This window comes from Streptomyces sp. 3214.6 (assembly GCF_900129855.1).
Taxonomy (GTDB): domain Bacteria; phylum Actinomycetota; class Actinomycetes; order Streptomycetales; family Streptomycetaceae; genus Streptomyces; species Streptomyces soliscabiei.
The window spans coordinates 239,554-261,271 of sequence record NZ_LT670819.1 but is presented as its reverse complement, the minus strand read 5'-3'; the positions used below and the strand labels follow the sequence as shown (position 1 = coordinate 261,271).

General features: G+C 70.3%; 20 protein-coding genes and 1 pseudogene. 9 read left to right on the top strand and 12 right to left on the bottom strand.

Annotation, left to right across the window (positions count from 1 at the left end; translation table 11 throughout):
- The first annotated feature begins 263 nt into the window (after positions 1-263).
- The 9 genes and pseudogenes from B5557_RS01010 to B5557_RS00970 all read left to right on the top strand — a co-directional run bounded on the left by B5557_RS01010 (position 264) and on the right by B5557_RS00970 (position 7,786).
- Positions 264-1,361 carry an alpha/beta hydrolase fold domain-containing protein gene (locus B5557_RS01010; RefSeq protein ID WP_079087438.1) on the top strand — a complete coding sequence of 366 codons (1,098 nt, stop codon included), beginning with the start codon at positions 264-266 and terminating at the stop codon, positions 1,359-1,361.
- Between the two features lie 359 nt (positions 1,362-1,720).
- The gene (locus B5557_RS01005) at positions 1,721-2,323 is read left to right on the top strand and encodes a helix-turn-helix domain-containing protein (RefSeq protein WP_079657335.1); all 603 of its coding nucleotides are present in this window, start codon (positions 1,721-1,723) and stop codon (positions 2,321-2,323) included.
- Complete coding sequence (locus B5557_RS01000; RefSeq protein WP_107472542.1) at positions 2,293-2,847, top strand: transposase; 555 nt, start codon at positions 2,293-2,295, stop codon at positions 2,845-2,847. The genes B5557_RS01005 and B5557_RS01000 overlap by 31 nt, the downstream gene beginning before the upstream one ends.
- A 91-nt stretch (positions 2,848-2,938) precedes the next feature.
- Positions 2,939-3,541: a helix-turn-helix domain-containing protein gene (locus tag B5557_RS00995; RefSeq protein WP_079657334.1), complete on the top strand. Its 603-nt coding sequence runs from the start codon at positions 2,939-2,941 to the stop codon at positions 3,539-3,541.
- Entirely contained in the window at positions 3,511-4,065 is a 555-nt protein-coding gene (locus tag B5557_RS00990; RefSeq protein WP_107472541.1) for a transposase, read from the top strand. The genes B5557_RS00995 and B5557_RS00990 overlap by 31 nt, the downstream gene beginning before the upstream one ends.
- A gap of 91 nt (positions 4,066-4,156) precedes the next feature.
- On the top strand, positions 4,157-4,759 hold the full coding sequence (locus tag B5557_RS00985) for a helix-turn-helix domain-containing protein (RefSeq protein WP_079657334.1): 603 nt from the start codon (positions 4,157-4,159) through the stop codon (positions 4,757-4,759).
- The gene (locus tag B5557_RS00980; protein WP_107472541.1) at positions 4,729-5,283 is read left to right on the top strand and encodes a transposase; all 555 of its coding nucleotides are present in this window, start codon (positions 4,729-4,731) and stop codon (positions 5,281-5,283) included. Before B5557_RS00985 ends, B5557_RS00980 begins: the two co-directional genes overlap by 31 nt.
- Before the next feature lie 13 nt (positions 5,284-5,296).
- Positions 5,297-6,556: pseudogene (gene fxlM, locus B5557_RS00975) on the top strand (methyltransferase, FxLD system); the annotation flags it as partial.
- 240 nt (positions 6,557-6,796) lie between these two features.
- Complete coding sequence (locus tag B5557_RS00970; protein WP_231976521.1) at positions 6,797-7,786, top strand: hypothetical protein; 990 nt, start codon at positions 6,797-6,799, stop codon at positions 7,784-7,786.
- 432 nt (positions 7,787-8,218) lie between these two features.
- On the opposite strand, the gene B5557_RS00965 is transcribed toward B5557_RS00970, so the two are convergent.
- The 12 genes from B5557_RS00965 to B5557_RS00905 all read right to left on the bottom strand — a co-directional run bounded on the left by B5557_RS00965 (position 8,219) and on the right by B5557_RS00905 (position 21,605).
- On the bottom strand, positions 8,219-8,419 hold the full coding sequence (locus B5557_RS00965; RefSeq protein WP_079657333.1) for a hypothetical protein: 201 nt from the start codon (positions 8,417-8,419) through the stop codon (positions 8,219-8,221).
- Positions 8,420-9,111: 692 nt separating this feature from the next.
- Positions 9,112-11,355 (bottom strand): DUF2637 domain-containing protein, encoded by a 2,244-nt coding sequence (locus B5557_RS44635; protein ID WP_443031326.1) that lies wholly within the window; start codon positions 11,353-11,355, stop codon positions 9,112-9,114.
- Entirely contained in the window at positions 11,352-14,873 is a 3,522-nt protein-coding gene (locus B5557_RS00955; RefSeq protein ID WP_079657332.1) for a LysM peptidoglycan-binding domain-containing protein, read from the bottom strand. Before B5557_RS00955 ends, B5557_RS44635 begins: the two co-directional genes overlap by 4 nt.
- Positions 14,873-15,328 carry a TadE/TadG family type IV pilus assembly protein gene (locus B5557_RS00950; protein WP_079657331.1) on the bottom strand — a complete coding sequence of 152 codons (456 nt, stop codon included), beginning with the start codon at positions 15,326-15,328 and terminating at the stop codon, positions 14,873-14,875. The genes B5557_RS00955 and B5557_RS00950 overlap by 1 nt, the downstream gene beginning before the upstream one ends.
- Entirely contained in the window at positions 15,328-15,789 is a 462-nt protein-coding gene (locus B5557_RS00945) for a TadE/TadG family type IV pilus assembly protein (protein ID WP_079657330.1), read from the bottom strand. The genes B5557_RS00950 and B5557_RS00945 overlap by 1 nt, the downstream gene beginning before the upstream one ends.
- A 368-nt stretch (positions 15,790-16,157) precedes the next feature.
- Positions 16,158-16,580, bottom strand: coding sequence for a TadE family protein (locus tag B5557_RS00935; protein WP_173877626.1), 423 nt, complete (start codon positions 16,578-16,580; stop codon positions 16,158-16,160).
- Positions 16,581-16,586: 6 nt separating this feature from the next.
- Complete coding sequence (locus B5557_RS00930; RefSeq protein WP_079657327.1) at positions 16,587-16,814, bottom strand: hypothetical protein; 228 nt, start codon at positions 16,812-16,814, stop codon at positions 16,587-16,589.
- 56 nt (positions 16,815-16,870) lie between these two features.
- A complete protein-coding gene (locus B5557_RS00925) occupies positions 16,871-17,755 on the bottom strand; it encodes a type II secretion system F family protein (RefSeq protein WP_079657326.1) in 885 nt (294 codons plus the stop codon).
- A complete protein-coding gene (locus tag B5557_RS00920) occupies positions 17,752-18,702 on the bottom strand; it encodes a type II secretion system F family protein (protein WP_079657325.1) in 951 nt (316 codons plus the stop codon). Before B5557_RS00920 ends, B5557_RS00925 begins: the two co-directional genes overlap by 4 nt.
- The gene (locus B5557_RS00915; RefSeq protein WP_079657324.1) at positions 18,699-20,198 is read right to left on the bottom strand and encodes a CpaF family protein; all 1,500 of its coding nucleotides are present in this window, start codon (positions 20,196-20,198) and stop codon (positions 18,699-18,701) included. Before B5557_RS00915 ends, B5557_RS00920 begins: the two co-directional genes overlap by 4 nt.
- Entirely contained in the window at positions 20,188-21,015 is an 828-nt protein-coding gene (locus B5557_RS00910) for a hypothetical protein (protein ID WP_079657323.1), read from the bottom strand. The genes B5557_RS00915 and B5557_RS00910 overlap by 11 nt, the downstream gene beginning before the upstream one ends.
- On the bottom strand, positions 21,015-21,605 hold the full coding sequence (locus tag B5557_RS00905; protein ID WP_231976193.1) for an SAF domain-containing protein: 591 nt from the start codon (positions 21,603-21,605) through the stop codon (positions 21,015-21,017). Before B5557_RS00905 ends, B5557_RS00910 begins: the two co-directional genes overlap by 1 nt.
- Positions 21,606-21,718 lie beyond the last annotated feature (113 nt).

Sequence of the window (21,718 nt, the reverse complement as noted above, 5' to 3'; positions counted from 1 at the left end):
TCGTCATCATGGCCACTCACCCAAAGCGTGTCAACGATGGTGACACCGATATTGACAGCAGAGTTAGCACCACTGTTGACACCAGCGGATCGGCAAGTCAGGGTTGATGGCGCGGGTGCTGCCGAGATGCCCGGCGGCAGCCCGGCCACTGCCCTTGCTGTACGTGATTCACTCGGCGGGCTGGGGGGTGCTGAACTGCGATTGTCTGGGCGATCCACAGTGGCCGTCGGGAAAACAGACGGCGGGAGAGCAAAGGCGTGATAATGAATTCGGACAGCACAACGGCGATCGAACGGCCCGGACGCCTGGGCGACCACACCCGAAACCTGCGTACCGACCCACGCACCGATCCACGGGTCGTCGAGGCACTGACACCCTTCGGCCTGGACGACAACATCGAGCCTGCCCCGTTCGGTCCCGACGCCCCGCGGGAGCAGCTACTCGAGTTCGTCATGGCCGCCGAGGCCGGGACCGAGGGACTCCTCGCCACGCTCGTCGACGGCCTGGAGCCGATAGCGGGGCTCGACCACCGCACCGAGACGATCACCGGCCCGGCCGGCAACGACATCCAGCTGTACGTGACACGGCCCGCGGACTCCTCTGCCCCGCCGTTGCCCGGGATCCTGTACCTGCACGGTGGCGCCATGGTGATGTGCAAGGGCTCGGGGCCGATCTACGCACGGTCCCAGGATGAGCTGGCCGCCACCGGACTCGTCGTCATCGGCGTCGAGTTCCGCAACGGTGGTGGCGAACTCGGTGCGCACCCGTTCCCGGCCGGCCTCGACGACTGCGCAGCAGCGCTCGACTGGGTGCACGAGCACCGCGCGGCGCTGGGGATCTCCACACTCACCGTCGCGGGCGAGTCAGGTGGGGGCAACCTTGCGCTCGCCACCGCGATCCGTGCCAAGCGCGAGGGCAGGCTCGCGGCCGTCGACGGTGTCTACGCTCTGGCGCCGTACATCTCGGGCCTCTACGGCGCCAGCGCCGAGGAGCGTGAAGCGGCATTGCCGTCGCTCGTCGAGAACGACGGGTACTTCATGGCGTGTGACGGGTCCGCGATCTTCGCTGAGGTCTACGACCCCGGTGCTGAGCACGCCACCGATCCCCTCTGTTGGCCCTACCACGCGACGGTCGAGGACCTGTCCGGACTGCCGCCGCACGCCATCTCCGTCAACGAGCTCGACCCGCTGCGTGACGAGGGGCTGGTCTACCACCGCCGTCTCGTCGAGGCCGGGGTCGAGGCCACGTCACGGACAGTGGCAGGGACGTGCCACGGAGGCGATCTGATGCTCCGGGCCGCCACCCCGGACATGTACGACGCGACCGTCGAGAGCGTGCACCATTTCGCTGCCGGCCTCTGAATGTGACGTCACCGGTGAAACAGGAGAAACGTAGTACATGTCTGCCGCCCCACCGTCCAACTGATCGTTTCGGAATGAAATGCCTTGTGTGACTTGGCAGTTGGGTGTCGTGTCGGCAGGATCTGTTGGGTGCCTGTCGATCTTGCGCCTGATGGCCTGTGGGAACGTGTGGCCCCCCTGTCGCCGGCTCGTCCGCCCAGACAGCATCAGCGAGCTCCAGTGCGGCGCGGCAGCCGATCCCGGTTCGATCACCGCTGGGACGGCTGTGACGCCTGTTGCCTAGTGCTGGATTCCGCTTTCGGTGGGTATAGCTGCTGGTAGCGGGGCAGTTGCGGGTACTCGGGGGCGGGTGCTGGACGATGGTGTTACGGGCACGGCCGGGCCGTGACGAGGGCGAGCAAGCGGTGGTCCACCGTCTGGCCGCGGCCAGAAAAGCGCCGAAGGTTGTGGTGGAGCGGTGCCGAATGGTGGAACTGAGCTGGGAAGGGTGGCTGGTCCCTCAGATCGCCGACGAGCTGAGGTGCAGTCAGAAGACGGTGCGCCGGTGGCTGCACCGCTTCAACCGCTCCGGGCTGGAGGGCCTGGAGGATCTGGGCGGGCAGGGCCGCAAACGAAGGATCACCGAGGCCGAACGCTCCCGGATCATCGGCCTGGTCAAACAGACCCCGCCCGGCCGGCTCGAGGTCCAGCCGTCGAACGACATATGGGCGCCCGACGAGGCCGGACCGGCGGAGTGGACCCTGGACGCACTGGCCGCCGCCGCCCGGGAGCTGGGCATCCAGGTGGGCCGTTCCCAGGTGCGCAGGATCCTGCTGGCCGAGGGGGTGCGCTGGCGCCGCACCCGCTCCTGGACCCGGTCGAAGGACCCCGGCTTCGAGGGAAAAGGACGCGGATCGTCGAGCTCTACACCAGCCCGCCCGACGGCGCGACGGTGGTCTGCGCCGACGAGCTCGGCCCGGTGATCCCACGCACTTTCCCGCCGGCACCGGGCTGGTCGCCGGACGGACACCGCATCAAGAACGAGATCGACTACTCCCGCGGACCGGAGAAGACCTGGGTCTACGGTGCCCTGCGAGCCCGGGACGGGCAAGCGATCACACTGACCGCCACCTCCCGCAACAGCGCCTTCTACCAGCAGTTCCTTCAACTGGTCGAGGACGCCAACCCCGCCGGAGACATCTACGTGATCACGGACAACCTGTCCTCGCACAACAGCGTGTCCACCCGCACCTGGCTCGAGGACCACCCACGTATCAAGCACGTCTTCATCCCAGTCGGCGCCTGCTGGCTCAACCTCCAAGAAGGCTGGTGGCGCATTTTCCGCAAGACCGCCCTGGCCGGACGCTCCTTCGGCGACCCAGGCCACATCACCCACGCCACCAACGTCGCCACCGACCAACTCAACGCCCGCGCCAAACCATGGATCTGGGGCAGACCCGCACCACCCACCAGACGCTTACGTCGCCGCTATGTGTACATCCTTTGAGGAATCCAGCACTAGTGCTGGATTCCTCTTTCGGTGGGTATAGCTGCTGGTAGCGGGGCGGTTTCGGGTACTCGGGGGCGGGTGCTGGGTCATGGTGTTGAGGGCACGGCCGGGCCGTGAAGAGGGTGAGCAAGCGGTGGTCCACCGCCTGGCGTCGGCCAGAAAGGCGCCGAAGGATGTGGTGGAGCGGTGCCGGATGGTGGAGCTGAGCTGGGAGGGGTGGCGGGTCCCGCAGATAGCTGACGAGTTGAGGTGCGGTCAGAAGACGGTGCGCCGCTGGCTGCACCGCTTCAACCGCTTGGGGCTGGAGGGCCTGGAGGATCTGGGCGGGCAGGGCCGCAAGCGAAGGATCACCGAAGCCGAACGCTCGAGGATCGTCGGCCTGGTCAAGCAGACCCCGCCCGGCCGACTCGAGGTGCAGCCGTCGAACGAGATGTGGGCCGCGGACGAGTCAGGGCCCTCGGAGTGGACCTTGGACACGCTGGTCGCTGCGGCCCGGGGCCTGGGCATCGGGGTCAGCCGCTCCCAGGTGCGCCGGATTCTGCTCGCGGAAGGGGTCCGTTGGCGGCGCACGCGATCCTGGACGCGCTCGAAGGATCCGGACTTCGAGGGAAAAGGACGCGGATCGTCGAGCTCTACACCAGCCCGCCCGCCGGCGCGACGGTGGTCTGCGCCGACGAACTCGGCCCGGTGATCCCCCGCGCTTTCCCGCCGGCACCGGGCTGGTCGCCGGACGGGCACCGCATCAAGAACGAGATCGACTACTCCCGCGGACCGGAGAAAACCTGGGTCTACGGCGCCTTACGCGTCCGCGACGGTCAAGCGGTCACGATGACCGCCACTTCCCGCAACAGCGCCTTCTACCAGCAGTTTCTCCAATTGGTCGAGGACGCCAACCCCGCCGGGGACATCTACGTGATCACGGACAACCTGTCCTCGCACAACAGCGTGTCCACCCGGACCTGGCTCGAGGACCACCCACGCATCAAGCACGTCTTCATCCCGGTCGGCGCCTGCTGGCTCAACCTCCAGGAAGGCTGGTGGCGCATCTTCCGCAAGACCGCCCTGGCTGGACGCTCCTTCGGCGACCCAGGCCACATCACCCACGCCACAAACGTCGCCACCGACCAGCTCAACTCCCGCGCCCGACCCTGGATCTGGGGCAGACCCGCACCACCCACCAGGCGCTTACGCCGCCGCTATGTGTACTTCCTTTGAGGAATCCAGCACTAGTGCTGGATTCCTCTTTCGGTGGGTATAGCTGCTGGTAGCGGGGCGGTTTCGGGTACTCGGGGGCGGGTGCTGGGTCATGGTGTTGAGGGCACGGCCGGGCCGTGAAGAGGGTGAGCAAGCGGTGGTCCACCGCCTGGCGTCGGCCAGAAAGGCGCCGAAGGATGTGGTGGAGCGGTGCCGGATGGTGGAGCTGAGCTGGGAGGGGTGGCGGGTCCCGCAGATAGCTGACGAGTTGAGGTGCGGTCAGAAGACGGTGCGCCGCTGGCTGCACCGCTTCAACCGCTTGGGGCTGGAGGGCCTGGAGGATCTGGGCGGGCAGGGCCGCAAGCGAAGGATCACCGAAGCCGAACGCTCGAGGATCGTCGGCCTGGTCAAGCAGACCCCGCCCGGCCGACTCGAGGTGCAGCCGTCGAACGAGATGTGGGCCGCGGACGAGTCAGGGCCCTCGGAGTGGACCTTGGACACGCTGGTCGCTGCGGCCCGGGGCCTGGGCATCGGGGTCAGCCGCTCCCAGGTGCGCCGGATTCTGCTCGCGGAAGGGGTCCGTTGGCGGCGCACGCGATCCTGGACGCGCTCGAAGGATCCGGACTTCGAGGGAAAAGGACGCGGATCGTCGAGCTCTACACCAGCCCGCCCGCCGGCGCGACGGTGGTCTGCGCCGACGAACTCGGCCCGGTGATCCCCCGCGCTTTCCCGCCGGCACCGGGCTGGTCGCCGGACGGGCACCGCATCAAGAACGAGATCGACTACTCCCGCGGACCGGAGAAAACCTGGGTCTACGGCGCCTTACGCGTCCGCGACGGTCAAGCGGTCACGATGACCGCCACTTCCCGCAACAGCGCCTTCTACCAGCAGTTTCTCCAATTGGTCGAGGACGCCAACCCCGCCGGGGACATCTACGTGATCACGGACAACCTGTCCTCGCACAACAGCGTGTCCACCCGGACCTGGCTCGAGGACCACCCACGCATCAAGCACGTCTTCATCCCGGTCGGCGCCTGCTGGCTCAACCTCCAGGAAGGCTGGTGGCGCATCTTCCGCAAGACCGCCCTGGCTGGACGCTCCTTCGGCGACCCAGGCCACATCACCCACGCCACAAACGTCGCCACCGACCAGCTCAACTCCCGCGCCCGACCCTGGATCTGGGGCAGACCCGCACCACCCACCAGGCGCTTACGCCGCCGCTATGTGTACTTCCTTTGAGGAATCCAGCACTAGCGTCGAGGCGGTGAACACCGACACGATCACCACCCCCGACGCCGAGGCCACCCGGCTCCGCAACGCCCTGGTCGACCAGATCCGCGCATCCGGATACGCCCGCACCGCTGCCGTCGAGACCGCGCTGCGCACCGTTTGCCGGCGCCTGTTCGTGCCCGACGCCTCGCTCGAAGACGCCTACGCCAACGTGCCGGTCAACATCAAGTACGACACCGACGGCACGTCGATCTCCTGCGCCTCCCAGCCTGGAATCGTCGCGCTCATGCTCGACCAGCTGGAGGCTCAGCCCGGCGAACGCATCCTCGAACTCGGCGCGGGCACCGGCTACAACGCCGGCCTGCTCGCGCACTTGGTCGGCGACAGCGGCCACGTCACCACCATCGACGTGGACGACGACCTCGTGGAAGGCGCCCGCGCGCACCTCGCCGCCGCCGGATTCACCAACGTTCAGGCCCTGACCCGGGACGGAGCCGTCGGCCACGCCGAGGGCGCCCCATACGACCGGATCATCGCCACCGTCGGCGCACACGGAGTCCCGCACGCCTGGATGCAGCAACTCGCCCCGGGCGGACGCCTCGTCGTACCCCAGCGGCTCAAGGGCAGCGTGTCCCGCTCCATCGCCTACGAACAGCACCACGGCCGCTGGACGAGCGTCAGCAGCAAGATGAACACCTTCATGCCTCTGCGCAGGGGCATCGCCGACGACGACCGCCGCGTCATCCCCCTCAGCACGGCCGGCGCCGTACGGCTCCAGGCCCCCGCCGGACAGAGCATCGACGCAGACGCCCTGGCCGGAGTGCTGGAGCAGCCGCGCACCGAGGAGTGGACCGGGATGACGGTCCAGGCCATGGAGTCGCCCGAGTGGATGGAGCTGTTCGTCTCCTGCTCCGTGCCCAGCGGCCTGGTCCGGATGCTGTTCCCGAAGGAAGCCAAGGGGACCGTCCTCACCGAGGACCCCTATCCCTCGTCCACCGCGGCCGTCGACAAGGGCGCTGTCACCTACCTCACCCGCCGCCTGTCGGACAAGAAGACTTCCGACGGCGGCAAGCTCTGGGAGTTCGGCGTCATCGGCCACGGCCCCGGCAGCGACGAGCTGGCCGCGAAGGTCGCCGACGCCGTCCGCACCTGGGACCGCGAGTACCGCGACCGCGAGGCCACCTTCGAGATCCGACCCCTCGACGCCCCCGTGGTCGAGCAGCGCCCCGGCCTCTTCGCCCTCGACACGCCGCTCAACCGCATCGTCGTCGACTGGCACTGACAACGGCCCGTACAGACAACTGCCCACGCGTAGGGGGCGGTGCCCGACGGGCACCGCCCCCTGGCTCGTTCACCCGTCATCGTGCCGACGTCGCCCGAGGTGACCATGGATCCGCACGGCCCAATAGCAAGACGTTTCCCGCTGATTGCCCGCTTCCGTCCGGCCTGCCTGCCGCTGCCCGATCGAGTGCGTTACGTGACCGGCCTGGCCGCAAGAGCCGTGGAGCTGAGCGATTAGGGGCTGGCCTCCACCGTTTTCAACCAGAGCGCGCTCATCGCCTCCGATCTCGGCCTATCGGGTCTCGCCCGAGCGATGTGCCATCGGCACGCTGCGGCTTACCTCAACGCGTGCCCATTACCCGCCATGAGCGCCATCCGTGGACTGGAGCCCCTGGTCAACCTCGCCCGCTTGCAGATCCGCGCCGGCCGAAACGACGACGGCCGCCAGCGACTGCTGGACCTGTACGAGGCCGTCGGGACTGCCGCCGCAGTCTCCTTCGAAGGAATCACCGTGCCAGCCGACCTCACCTCCACCATCGACGGTCGGCAAGAGGTACGGGCATGGCTATGGCGCGTGCTCCTCGCCGACGGCACACGCAGCCTCACCGCCACGGGGCGGTGGTGCGAGGCGTTGGCCCATATCGAAAAGCACCGGGGCGTAGGCGCCAGGATGTTGGACGGGCGTCAAGTCGCCGTCGTCGCGGCTCTCACCTCTGGCCAGACCAGCGGTGCTGACGAGCTGCTTGCCGCTACGACACCAGGCGAGCCATGGGAGCAGGCCGTCACCGCATGCCTGACGACGCTGTGCCGCCGCGCCGCGAACCGACCAGTCGACGACTGCTTGACGGCCCTGACGAACACCTACCTGAACCACGAGACGAAGGCAGGTACGACCGTCTTCGACGTCCGACTCGGCCTCACCGTCCTGGACGCCGTCGAATCAGCCGCACATCCCGAAGCCCGCCTCCTCATCGACGACCTCGTCCGGCGAACAACAGAAGCACGCGATGGATACGCGGCCCGCGAGGTCCTGGCCCACCCTCTGTTCGGCGCACTCGCGACAGACGCACAGCGGCGGGGCTGCGAGGTCCTACTCCGCAGCTGCGCTCTCGACGCGGCAGCGCTTCCAGAAGCGTTGCATCACGACCTCGCCACCGCTGTGGATACCGGTGAGATGGTGCTCAGCCAGTCAATGACCGAAGTGAAGGAGCTAGGCAGACCGACGTCGTGAGGACAGCCGTGAGCTTGTGCCGTTGAAATTGAGTGTGGCCCTTTCGAGGGATAGCTGAGTTGGGAAGACGCTGATTGCGGTGTGGTCGGCGCCGTCGTACTCCTACCCTGGCGGGGTGGAGGAGGGCGTGATGGTGTCGTTGCCGGAAGAGCTGGAAGCACGGGAGGCGGCTGCTCGACAGCGGGTGGAAGGACTCCGGGCTGAGGCTGCGGAGTTGGCCGTCCGGCTGGAGAGGTCCCGGGCGGTTCTGCCGTCCGCGAGGTCTGCCAGGCCCTCCTCGCATCCAGGGGGCAAATCTCCGGCGTCGGCTCCAGCAGGTTGACATCCGTAGGGGCATCGGATGCGTCGTCCGCTGCGGAGCGAGCGTGCTGATCGCAGCCGTCGAGGAATGGCTGTGACCGGCACTTTCACAGCAGGTCCTCGTCTTGTCGCTCACTGATTCAAGAGGTTGCCGATCAGAGTCTCCGCTTGCTTGTTCAAGATGGTGGTGAAGGCCTGCCCGATGAGGTCGATGACTTGGTCGCCTGACGGGCTGGGCGCCGGCGTTTCCTGCTGTGCCTGTGCGACGCCGGAGCAGGACAGGACAGCCGCTGCGAGGGCGGCAGCGGCGAGCACGCGCTTGGTGTTGGTCATGCGCTGCCAACGATCTTGAGTCGTTCGGGTCACTCCCGGCGCACAGACACCGCCCGCATCGCACGTCTCCTGGCGGAGCGCGGGCGCACCGTCATCTCGCGCTCCACGACGGCCCGCTGATCGCAGATCCGCGGGTTGCGTATCGGCGGGAACGGCAGGGGTGTTCGGGTGCGGTCATGGGTCGGGGCTCTCGTCGTGGGCGCGGGTGCTGCGCGGGGGATCCGCCGGCCTCAGAGTTTCACCGGTTGGGCGCGTTCGTCCGTGCGTTGTTGGGCGCGTCGTTCGCGTGTGCGCCGTGGGCCGGCCGCGCGGGGAGGCGGCGGACGGCTGCAGGGCGGGAGAGCGGTCGGGCGCGAGGCCCCGGAGCCCGGTGACGTCGCTGTGATCGTGGGCGGTGGTTGATGTGGGGCCGGTCTCGGCGCGGTTCGGCGTTCTCGGCCCGCGGACGGGTGGTCCCTGCCGTTTTCTCAGAGGTGGTGCCGGGGCGCTGAGCGGTGTCGGCCTCGGTCTTGGGGACCCGGGTCGGCGGGCGTCTCCCGTCGCGCCGGTGTCCGGCTTCGCCGCGACGGCCTTCGTTGCGGCCTCGTCGGTCGGGTGGTGGGGGCGGGCTTTGCGGCCGTGCGCGCCGCTGCTCGCGAAAGCCGGGAGGGCTGGGGGCGGAGGTGGCGTGGCTTGATGCTCTTCATGGGCGGTCAGCTGGTTTGTCGGGTGTGGTGGGGGTGGGGGTTGAGGGAGTGCCAGCGGTGTTCGAAGGCGGGGAGGTGGGGGGTGAGGTGGTGGGGTTGGAGGGGTTTGTTGTATTGGGCGGTGATGCCGTGGTGGGTGAGTTCTTGGGTGATGAGGTGGAGGTCGGGGGTGGGGGTGGTGGTGCGGTGTCGGGCCCATGCGGTGTAGAGGTGGAATTGGAGGAGGTAGCGGGAGAGGGATTTCGGTTTGACGGGTTGCCGGCTGCGGTCGAGGATGCCGTGTTCGGCGAGGTGAGCGGAGAGTTCGGCTGCGTCGGGGTGGCGACGGTGTCGGTGGTGGAAGTCGGCCCAGGCCTGGTAGTAGCGGTCGACGGTGGTGGGCTGTGGCGTGGGGGAGGGGCCGGTGGGAGGGGGCTGGGGTGTGGGTGTGGGGTGGCGTGCCGGCTCGGCGGGCTGCTGTTCGCCAGGGCTTGTATCGCTTTGCGGGATCGGGGGTGGGGCGGGTGGGGGTGCGTCGGTGTCGTGTGGCGGTGTTTCCTGGAGTCTTCGGGCCGGGTGGTCGGGGTCCGCGGGTCGGCGTCGGTCGAGGTGGTGCGGCGATGGTCTGCGCGCATCGGCGCGCTGTTCTCCTGGAGCGGTGTCGGTCTGTTCTCGGCGAGGTGGAACAGGGCCCGGGCCGCAGGCGTGGGCGTGTGGTGTGCTGGAGGCGGCGGGCTGGCCGTCGGCGCCCGTGGAGCGGCCGTGGGGGTGGGTGGGCGAGGCCGGGGCCGCGTGGTCGGGACGGCCGGGCTGCGCCGCGTGTGGGAGCTGGGCGTTGTGGACGGAGTCGTCGCGTATCGGTGTGTGGTCTGTGCTGTGGGTGTTGTGGAGTCGAGTTTCAGGCTCGGCTTTGGCTGACGGTGTGTGAGGCTGGGAGGCCTTCAGTGGGGGTTGGGGTTGTCTGTGCGGCAGGGGGGCGCCGGCCGTGGTGGTCATGGCGTGGTGCTGCGGGGGTCGGAAAGCGGCCTGGGCGCTTGTGGGCTCGGTTCCGGGGGCGGCGTGCCGGGCCTGGCGGGCGTCGGCGATACGCGGGGCGGGTGCTGCGTCGTCCCTGTGTGAGCTGTGCGGCGAGCGGAAGTCTGCGGGCGGCGCCTGTACTGGGGGGTGAGGCGCGGCTGTGCCGGGCTGAGCGGGCTTCTGGCGTCTGGCGGGGGCCTTCAGCGCGGGATGCTGCCACTGCGGTTCGGGCTCGGCGGCCTGAATGCCCGGGCTGGCCTGGGCAGGCGCTGCCTGTTCGTGCCGAGGCGCCGGCGTCGTCTCGGCTGCCGGGACGCCGCCCGTGCCGGCCGGGCCGGCCGACGTCGGTTCTTGCCGAGGCGCTGGTTCTGGCGGCGGCGGCGGCAGGGCCGGTTGTATGCCTGCGGCTGCCAGGCCCGCCGGGGCCGTCTGCGTCAGCGGGATGCCGTGGCGGGCCAGTCGCAGTGGTGTCAGGGCTTCCACCGGGGCTTTGCGGCGCCAGGCGCGGCCGAACCGGGAACGCAGCCGCGCCTGGTAGACGAGACGTTCCTGCTCCAGCTTGATCGCCTGGTCGTAGGAGCGCAGCTCCCACAGTTTCATCCGTCGCCACAGCAGGAACGTCGGCAGCGGGGAGAGCAGCCAGCGTGTGATGCGCACGCTCTCCGTGTGCTTGTCCGCCGTGATGTCCGCGATCCGGCCGATCGCGTGCCGAGCCGCCTCGACCGTGATGACGAACAGGATCGGGATCACCGCGTGCATGCCCGTGCCCAGCGGGTCGGGCCAGGCGGTGGCGGCGTTGAAGGCGATCGTCGCCGCCGTCAGCAGCCACGCCGTCTGGCGCAGCAGCGGGAAGGGGATGCGGATCCACGTCAGCAGCAGGTCCAGGGCCAGCAGGACGCAGATGCCGGCGTCGATGCCGATCGGGAACACGTAGGAGAAGTTCCCGAAGCCCTTCTTGAGGGCCAGGTCGCGGACGGCTGTGTAGGAGCCGGCGAAGCCGATGCCGGCGATGGTCGCTGTGCCGGTGATGATCACGCCGGTGAGGACGCGGTCAGCTGTGCCGGGCGGGAGGGGTCCGTGAGGGGGCGGGGCGGCCTGCTGCCGCTGGTGCGCGGGCGGGGGATCGCGCGGCGGGCGGGCGGGGTCGGCCGGGCGGCTGCCTGCGCCTGGGTTCGTGGAGGCTGCCGGGCGGCCGGGCGGCGGCGGGTGCGCTGGAGGCGTGGGGCGGGTGGTGTGCGCGGCGGGTGGGGTCATGGCCGGCTGCCGGGGCGCAGGAGGGTGTTGATGAGGTGTTCGGTCTCCGTCTCCAGTGAACAGTCCAGCGCTCGGTTGACTTGCTGGACGCGGGTGATGGCGGTGTGCAGTCCCTGCCGGTTCCCGCGCGCAGCCTCAAGACGCATCCAGTCCCGATACAACAGCTCTGCGCTGTCGTCGGCGTCGAGTCCGGTCGCGACCGCGTTGCGGGCGGCGTTGAGGTCGTGGTGCGGGCCAGGTGGGGTGCGGTAGGCGGCCACGGTGTGGGCCACGTCGATGATCCGAGTGATCATTTCCTGCTGGTAGGGCTCGGCCCAGGCCGGCGGCCGGCCGCCGAACGGCTTGCCCCGCACCAGAGTCAGTGCCTTCTCCAGGTCGGGCAGGCCGGACGGGCCCAGTGGCAGCGCGCGTTCGACGAGCTGGAGGAAGCGGTTCCAGTCGCAGCGCATGGCGGGAGAGAGACGGTAGGGGTCCTCGCCGGATGTGCGGCGGGGCACGTAGGGGTTGCCGGCGCTGTCGTTGCCCAGGGCGCGGCGCAGGCCTTGGAGGCGGGCGTTGAGGGTGCTCGGCGTCCACGGGCTGAGGGGGTCCATGTCGCGGCACAGGGCGTCGGCGTTGCGTCCGGGCCGGAAGAAGAGCAGGGCGGCGAGCTGTGCCATCCGCGGGCCGTGCCCGGTGCTGTCCACGCCGGTGACTTCGACCGGGCCCAGGACGCGGATCTGCGGCGCGTGCAGGTCACGGGCCTCGCACGCATCCGAGTCCGGCTCTCTGCCTTCTTCTGCGGCGCCCTGCGCGGCGTCCCCGGCGTTGTCAGCCTCCGCGGCCTCTGCGGCGGTCGGGACCGGGGGCGCTGGTGTCTCGTCGTCCGGGGTGGGTTTTTCCCGGGCCTGGGGCGCACGCTCGCCAGGGAGCTCGGCGCCGAGTCGATCCGTGTGAACGGCGTCCGCTGTTGTCGTCTCGGAGGCGGGTAGGAGTCGCAGCGCGCAGGGGTCGGTGGTGGCGGCGAGCAGGGCGGGGAAGACGGCGCCGCCCGCGTCCGCGTCCGATGCGGGGGAAGGGGCCGTGCCTGCGTCGGGCGCGGGGGCGGCGGGCTCCTGGGGCGTGGGCGGGTGGGGCTGGTGCGCGCTGCCTGGTTCGTCGGGGACGTGCTGCCAGGGGCCTTCGGGCGGGTGGGCTGGCTGTGCGGACACTTTCAGCGCGGTGGTGATCTGAAGGTACGAAGCGTGCTCCAGGCGCTGCACTGTGATCTCGGCGCCGGCGGAGTCGAGATGCTGTGGTGTGGTGAGTGAGGCGTTGAGGATCTCCGCCTGGGGGAAGTGGGCGGTGGCCGTGTTCGCCGGCGCGATGAGGGTGACGGGAACCGTGCCGGCCTTGTCGATGGCGTCGGCGAACTCCCAGGCGGTGTCCGCGCCGAGCGAGGACGCGCAGAGCAGCAGGTAGGGCTGGTGGCGGGTGTGGGGTATCTGGTGTGCCTCCAGCAGTCGTTCGTTCAGGTCGCGCAGGGCGTGTGCGGGCTGGCGCATGTGGGCGATCCGCGCGGTGGGCAGCAGGTGCGGCAGGTCCTCGCCGAATCCGACGGTGACGATCTCGGCTTCGCCGGCCCACGGGCTCATGGCGAGTTCCAGGGCGAGGGAGGTGCACATTTCGGTGATGTGGACCGGGTTGCCGTCCAGCAGCAGGGCGGGCGCCTGGGTGAGGTTGAGCAGCAGAAGGTCGCCCTTCTCGGTGTTGCCGATCGTGACCAGCCCCGGATACGGGGCCGGCGCCTCGCGGGCGGTCTCGTCGTCCAGGAGGGCGGCGTCGGCGGCCAGGACCCACCAGCCGTCCTTCCCGGCGGCGAAGGGCGCCTGCGGCGGGTGGGCGAGGTCCTCGGGCAGTACCTGCACGGTGCGGGCGCCGATCCGCGCGGCACGCAGGGAGGGCAGGTCCGCAGCGTGCTTCTGCTGGGCCGTCTGGTGGGCCATGGTCCGCAGGGCCGCGTCCAGGCGAGCGGCGCCTGCTGGTTCGGCGGTCGCCGCCAGCTGGGCTTCTGCCGGGGAGGTTTCCGTTGCGATGGCGATCGTCTCGCCTGGTGTGCGGCGGCGGCGCTGCAGTGTCCGGCGCAGGGCGAGTGCGCCGGTGACGGCGGCGGCCAGCAGAGCCCCGGCGCCCAGAACCGTGTGCAGGTTCAGCGGGCCGTCGGCCGGGGGCGACGGCGGCGTCTCGGACGCCGCGGCGGCGGGGGAGGAGGCAGCGGAACCGGGCGGCTCAGCCGGCGCCAGCGCAGAGGCGGCGGAGGAGGGGGAGGCGCTGGTGCTGGGCCGGGGCGTCGTGGAGGCCGTCGCGGAGGGGGAGTTCTGGTCCTGCCCGGGCTGCTGGGCGGGACGGCTGCTCGGTGGGCTGGGAGCCGACGATTCGGGCGCGGGCGCGGTGGTCTGGGCCGGCGTCGGCGACTGCTCATGCCCGGTGTCGTCGCCCGGCTTGTGCTCGCTGTCTGGCTGCTGGCCGGCCGGATCAGTGGTCTCCTGGCTGCCCGCCTCGTTTCCGTCGCCGCCCTCCCGCGACGGGCCGGGCTGATCGGGCTGAGCGCCGGGCACGGTGACCTGCTGGCCTGCGTAGATCACATCCGGGTCGGTGATGGCGGGCAGGCCGTCCGGCTGCGGCGTGCCCTGGCTGGCCTCGAACAGCGCGGGCCACTTGTCGCCGTCGCCGAGTTCCTCCTGCGCGATCTTCGACAGATAGTCGCCCGAGTGGACCGTGACGACGTGTCCGCTGTCCTCGACGGCCGCCGCGGGGCCGTCGCCCAGCTGCGTGCGGTCGCCTCCCGACGCGGGGGCGGTGTCGGGCATCCGAAGCCGCCAGCCGGGCTGAAGAAAGCTGTTGGCCTGGAAGACCTGACCGTCGGACATGCGCCGGCCCTCGTTCAGACTCGCGATCTCCCGCCACCGTTCGCCGTCGCCCAGTTCCCGTTCGGCGATGCCCCAAAGGCTTTCGGCCGGCCGCGTCTCGCGCACCGTGTACGAGGGCGACGTCGGGGTGCTCGCGGAAGGAGCGGGTGAGGCCTGTTCGGCTTCAGCGGCCAGCGGGGTCCGGGCTGCCTGGCCGGGGATGCGCGTCGCTGTGGCGGCGGGTGCGGCGTGGGCGTCGGAGGCCAGCGCCGAGCTGGTGGGCAGCAGGACCAGGATGCTGCCGATCAGCAGGGCTGCGGCGCGCTGCGAGGCGCCCATTCCCCGCGGGGCGTGCCAGGTCCGGCCCCGCGCCTGTGCGATCAGCTCTCCTGCGGCGCAGAACGCGAACTGGGCCCACCCGATCCATCCCACCGCGACGAGCAGCAGCAGGAAAGCCGCCCCGGTGTCCTGCCGGTCCAGCAGGTGGGCGAGGTCGTCGTGGGTGGAAGCCCAGACGACCGGAGTGACCCATGCCAGCAGCAACGGCAGCCCCGTGACCGCGGCGGCCAGAACGAGCAGGCTCGAGCCGGCCTTGAGAACACGGGCCACGGTGCGGTCCACCGGTGCGGCGGGGGAGTGGGTGGCGCGCATCAGGTTCCGCCTTCGGGTGCGGTGACGCCGTGCAGGAGGGTGGCCTTGCCCTGGCCGGTCACCGACAGCGAGCCGATCCCGACCGCCGACAGGAACTTTGTGTCGTAGGAGCCGGTGACGGTGACGGTGAGGGTTGTGCCGTCGCCGGACACGCTGACCGTGCCGGTCGCGCCTGCGGAGCGCAGGTAGGCCGCGGCGGCGGCCTGGGCGGCCTGCGGGTCCACGACGATCGCGTTGCCGCTGATGGCCTCGGCGGGGTCGATGGCCTGGCCGCCGGCCCGGGCGGCCTCGCCGGCGATGTAGTCGGCGTGTTCGCCGGCGCGCATCTTGCTGCCGCCGTCGACGGCGACGCCGATGATGCCGATCAGCGCGATCACGCACACGGCGACGAACACGGTGACGCCTCCCCGGTCATCCCACCGGGCCCGGTTCCCTCGGATCTGCCGGAGGAACATCACTCACCTCGCTGCCGGTACTGATCCACCACCGAAGTCGCCGTCGAGGTGAGCGTGCGGGTCCCGGGCACGCCCGGCAGCAGCAGGTCGGACAGATCGACCGTGCAGGTCACGGTCACGGTGACGGTGCCTACCTGGCCGACCGGCACGCTGAGGCCGCCGGTGTCGATGCTGACGGACGTCGACGCGCACGCGATGCCCTGGCCGCCCAGGGACTCGTCGGCCGCCGCGTGGGCGGCGCTCTGGGCGGCGGCCGCGGTGCGGTGGAGGGAGGCTTCCCTGGCCGCATCCTGCGCAGCGGCGTCGATCTTCGCCCCGGAGGTGACGAGGCGTCCGCCGGCCAGGGCCAGACACAAGAACATGATCAGCGAGGGGAGGACGACGGCCGCCTCGATCGCGGCGCTGCCCTCGTCGCCGCGGAGCCTGCGAGCCCATCGGGGCTTGTAGCGCACGGGGTTCATTACGGGGCTGCAACTGCTCGTCGAGGAGCGTGCATGAGGTCGTTTTACCTCGATCGTGTGATGCTCGGCTTTCGGCCTTGCGGCGCCCTGGTCCATCCGGGTCAGCGTGGCTGTGCGATCTGGGACGTCGGATTCGGCGTCAGCGTGCAGGGCCCCTGCTCCACCAGCGTGATGGTTCAGGGCCTCCCCGTCGCCTCTGGCCGTATCCAAATGGCCGGGTCGCGTAGGGAACTGGCCTCCCGGGCCAGGACCACGCACAGGATGCGTGTTGCCGCCCCGGGGTTGAGTACGCCGGGGACCAGTGCGTCCAAGACCGTTTGGGGCGTGCGGCTGAGCAGACTCATTCCTGCTCAGTCCATAGGAACGGTTCACTGTTGAGGCTCCGTCCAGCGTTCCACGGGGCCGGATGCCGATTGGGTCACCTGCAGGCCCGTCACGCCCGGGATCATCGACATGGCAGTGCCGGAGACCTGGACCCGTACCCGCTGGCCGTCGCTGCTGGCCGAGACGCTGTAGCCGCGCAGGCTGTCGCCTGCGGTGCGTCCCAGCACCTCCCGGGTGCGGGCCGCGCCGTCGGCGGGGCTCGCCTGGTAGGAGCGGGCCGCGGTGAGGCCCTCGCGGGCCGCGGTCAGGGCGATCTGCCGTGCGTAGTACCACATCGAGGCCTGGATCACGGCCACCGTGGCGAGCAGCACGAACGGGAAGACGATCGCCATCTGGATGGATGCGTCACCGCGGTCGCCGTGCAGTCCTCGCCCCCGCCACCAGTTCTTCAGCCGCCTGGAAGGCATCACAGTTCACAGTCCGTTGAGCTTGACGTTGTACTTGGCGACCACGAGGGCGATGGTCCCGGCGATCAGCACGGCGCCGGTGACGGCGGCCACCCAGATGATGACGGTGGTGATGCTGATGTCGCCGGCGTCCGGGCGGCGGGCCCGTTCCCGGCGGCCCTCCTCCAGGCGCGTCGCCAGCCATCGGGCCGCGCTGGACAGCGCGCCGTGTAAGCGGTCTGTGGTGTGCTTCATGAGGGTTCCTCCACGCGAGGTTGAACGAGAGCGGGGCGCAACGGGCGGGGACAAGGTCAGACGGTGAGCATGCGGATCACCGCGGGGAATGCCATCAGGAGCATGACCAGGACGGCGAGCAGGGCTCCCGGGGCGGTCATTTTCTCGCTGGCGGCATTGGCCTCGGCGGCCTGAACGGCCAGCAGCTCGGCGGTGAGGGCGGCGCTGCGGGCGCGCAGCGCCTTGTAGACGGCGGCGCCGTCGGTGGCCGAGCCCCGCATGATGTCGGCGACGTCGTCCAGGACGGGCAGGTCGTATTCGGCGGCGAGCTCGCTGAGCGCTTGGTACGGCGGGATCTTCTCCAGCCGGGCCCGGCGCAGCGCGCCCTGCAGATACAGGAAAGGCCAGCCGCGGCCGACCTCTGCGGCCCTCTCCAAAGCCTCCGCGGGGCCGGCGTCGGCGGCCCGCTTGAGCGCGACCAGGTCCAGGTAGGCGGACAGCGCGTGCACGAACTCCTCCCGTGCCCGCTTGGCCTGGTCCCGCACTGCGAGATCCGGGGTGATGAACAGCAGTCCAGCGATGAGGAGTCCGGCGCCGGTGGGCACATAGAACGGCAGCGAGACACCTGCGATGACCCACGGAATCGTCGCGATCACCGGGCAGAGCAGACCGAGCGCGGCGAGCGCCGACTTCTTGAGCACGAACTGGCCCGGCCCCTGCCCGAGCAGGGCCAGGTTGGTGGTGGGGATCCGCACGCCGGGCAGGCGCTCCAGGCGGGCCAGCAGCCACCGGCCCCACCGCTCCTCGCGGTCCGGCTCCGGCCCGGGCACGGCCCGTGCGGCCGGGGCGCTGCGCTGCAGGGCGGACCCCAACGCGGGCTGGGGGCGCAGGAGTTCCCGCACGAGTAAGGCGAGGCCGGAGCCGACCGCGGCGCCGGTGACGACGACGGGAAGCAGGTTCACGAGAGGGCTCCTTGCGGCACACGGCCAGCGGCCGACGGGTCCGGCTCCGCCGCGGGCGCGGGCGGACGGACCGTGCTCGTCGGGTCGGTGATCAGGAAGCGCGGAATGCGGCGGAAGGATCCCAGCTGCCGCATCAGGGCGAGCACGGCGATGAATCCGGCTGTCACGAGGGCGAGCACCAGCTGTCCGAGGAGGGTGGCGTACGGCTTGGTGTAGGACGGTACGAAGAACCCGGCCACCACGACGGCCACGGTGATGATGGTCATCCACCGCACGGTCGTCCTCGACTTGGCCCTGTCCGCCTCGACTCTCCGCTTGCCCGCGACCTCCTCGCGGACTGTGCCGGCCAGGTCCTCCAGCGCTTGCGCCAGCCCAGGGCCACGGTCATGGACCGACAGGATGAGAGCGGCGGCCACCTTGTCCGCGGTGACATCGTTCAGCTCGTCACCGAACGCGCGCAGCGCCGACTCCGGCCGCCACCCCAGGCGCAGCCGGTCGGACAGATTGATGACCTGCGGGGCAAGTCCGTCCGGCACGCCCTTGCGGCTGGCCGTCATCGCCTGTTCCAGACCCATGCCCAGCCGGAGCAGGCCGGCCAGGCGCTGGGTCCACTCGCTCAAGGCCTCCAGCTGGCCGATGCGTTCCTGCGCCGTCTGCGCCGGTTTGATCAGCCAGGGCACGCCGATGACGGCCGCGCCGAGCAGCGCGCCGCCCACGAAGTTCCCCGAGACCAGCCACACAGCTGCGAAGACGACACCGGCCGCGACGGTAAGGACCCGTCGGCGCAGCCGGACGTCCTCACTCTGGTCCTTCCCGTCGCGCAGGGCCTGCCACCGCCGGCCCAGCGGGGCCCGGCGCGACGCCGTGGTGCCCACGAGACCGGCCACGACGCCGATCAGCCCGCCGACAGCGGCCATACCGCACAAAAGCCCCCACAGCACGGTCACCGGCCTGCCCCTACCTTCAGCGCCAGCGGCGCCTGCCAGGCCCCGTAGGGCTGCTGCAGCAGCGCCGAGTCGAACCCGACGCGGCGCAGGTCGTCGACGCAGCCCGGGTCCATCCGTGGCACCGCCCGCAGCTCGCCGAACTCGCTGCCGGGCGAGAAGACCTCGTTCGTGGCCGGCCGCCCGGACTCGCCGATCCCGGTCAGCTCCAGGACGTGGCTGACATAGCGGTGACGGCGGCCGCCGATCTGCGTCTCATCCGTCATGTCGACGTACACGATGAAGTCCAGACCGTTGGCGGTCTGCCGGTAGGCGAGCTGCTCGGACAGGTTGTCCTGAGCGAGCGCGTACAACTCGGCGATCCGGTCGAAGACGATGTCCGGGCGGCGGGCATGGATGGTGCACAGGTTGCCGCCCGACCCGTTCGTCAGCGCCTGCATCATCGCCACGACTTCCGGGCCGCGGACCTCGCCGACCACGATCCGCTCCAGCGACATCCGCAAAGCCGGATGCATCAGGTCCAGGAGGGTGACCTCGCCGGCCCCGCGGCCGGTGACGTCCTTCTCTCCGTTGGACTCGCGCCCGGTGAGGGAGACGACCTGCCGGTGGTAGCCGTTGGCGTGGGCGAACAACTCGTCCTCGGTCTGGATGGTGGCAAACCGCGTCTCGGGGTCGAACTCCTTGAGCATCGCCCGCAACAAGGTGGTCTTCCCGGCTTTCTGCTTCCCCGCGATCATGATGTTCTTCTCCGCGCGTACACACGCGCCGAGAAACTCGCGCAGGATCGCATCGATCGTGCCCAGCCGGACCAGGTCGTCGAGATCGGCGTGGGAGACCCGGTGCCGGCGGATGACCGCATAGGTCATCGGCCCGAGCCCGGTGATGGCCTGGAGACGGGAGCCGTCCTGCAGGGACAGGGCGAGGGTGGGATTCGCCGTGGAGATGGTGCGCTCACTGTGCCCGGAACCCCTCGCCAACTCCCGCAACAGTTCCAGCAGTTCCTCTTCCGACTCCGCGATCGGCCCGACCATGCGACGTTCACCGTCGCCGTAGTCGAGCCACACCTCGTTCGGGCCCTGGATGATGATGTCCTCGACCCGGTCATCGTCCAGGTACGGCTGGAGCCGCCCGGCACGGAAGAGCAGGTCATAGACGGCACGCCGCAGCGCTTCGTCCTCCTGCGGAGCCATCGCGTTCGCGTCCGACCACAGAGCGACCGCCTCATTGATCCACTCCAGGCAACGCTGCTCCTCGCTCGCCCGATCCATCTGCGGCGTCGTCTTCAGCAACTCCTCGCGCTGCCTGGCAACCTGGGCCGCGATATGCCGGGCAACCCTGTAATCGACAATGACCTGAGGCGCCCCGGCACCCAGCACACGCGCACTCGAGGCAGCACCAGCAGCGTCAGATACGCCGTTCGTCTGGTGCGACCACGCTGGCCGGGGGCGGCCGGACGCCGGGGCCACGACAGGATCGGTGTGCAGGGGCTTACCGCGCACGGCTCACCCCGCCGCCCGCGGCGCGCACGCCGCGCGGGTCGAGGCGGGCCCGGCGCACCGCAGCCCGCTGAACCAGCAGCGCGCCGCCCGTCCTGGCGGCCTTCATCAGCGGCGACTTGATGAAGTGACGCGGCTGCTCCGCCCCGTCGGACAGCACACGGGCGTCCTTCGGCGCGTACGGCAGCGTCGCCACCACCGGCACCTGCAGCACACGCTGCACCTCACCCGCCGGATACGGCCCCTCGTCAATCACCAGCAGGCCGACATCCCCGACCCGCTCCTGCAGAGCGCGCACCCGGCCCTCGGCTGCCTGCAGACAGCGCAGGGTGTTGCGCACCACCACCAGCACGGCGTCGGCCTGCTCGGCCAGGACACCAGACGGCCCGAAGGCCCCCCTACGGCCGAGGTCGATCAGGACGTCGTGACCGTGCTCGGCCTCGATACCGCGGAAGATCACCCCCAGGGCCTTCCACACCGATCCCAGACTCGCCGCCTGCACGGGATCGGTGATGCCCGGCAGCAGCAACCGCTCACGCGGCGAACCCTTCTTGCCGTCCTCGCTGCTCAAGTCGATCAGCTGACGCCAGAAAGCGTCGCCGAGATCGCCCTGGCGGGCAGCGACCGAAAGATTCCGCAGCCCGTACCGGTCGCCGAGCGTGCCCTGCAACAGCCCGTGCAGCACCGCCCCGCCGTCCGGGTCGCACTCGGCCAGGACCAGCCGCCGGCCCGGCTCCAGCGGCCACGACAGCAGCAAAGCGAGCGCGCTCGTGGTCACGCCGGGCGCGCCACTGCAGCCTGCCAGCGCGATGACAGCCATCAGCTACCGTCCGCAGCGGTGAGAACCAGGCGCAAGGTGCCGGCCGCCACCCACGCCGCGGTAGTCGGGCCGTCAGCGGCGGAGGTGGCGACATCGACGACCATGATCCCGGTGCCGGGCGCGGCTCCTGAAGCCTTCACGACCCGCCCGCCGATGGTCTGCGGCACCGCGTCGGACGTCTCGCCGGTATCCGCAGCACCCTGGGCCGGGACGTGCACTAGCTGGACCCTCTGGCCCGGCACCAGCGCGGTGGCCGGGATCTGCTTGGGCTCGAGACCGATCGGCACCAACTGCTCACCGGCCTTCACCAGCGAATCCTTCGTCACCTGAGAAAGCGCGAGAAGGGAACCGGGCTTGAGCTCGACGGCTGCCCGCTTGCCCACCACCGAGTCCAGATCGTCGGAGCGCACCGCTTTGACAGCCGGGTCCAGAGCGAGAGAGGCCTTGCCCAGGTCGCCCTCGGTGAGGACCTGGCCGACCTGGACTTCGCGGACCACGGTCACCACCTCGGTGCGGTCGCCGACCTGGAGCAGCAGCACGGCAACCCCCGCGCCTCCGCCCGCGATCAGCGCCAGCGACAACGCGATCACCCCCGGTCGCCGCCTGCGGGCCGATACCCGCGGCGGAGCCACCGGCCCGGCCACCCGCCCCTGCTGGAGGACTCCGCTCGAGCTGACTGCGTCTGCACGTTCTTGGGTCTTGC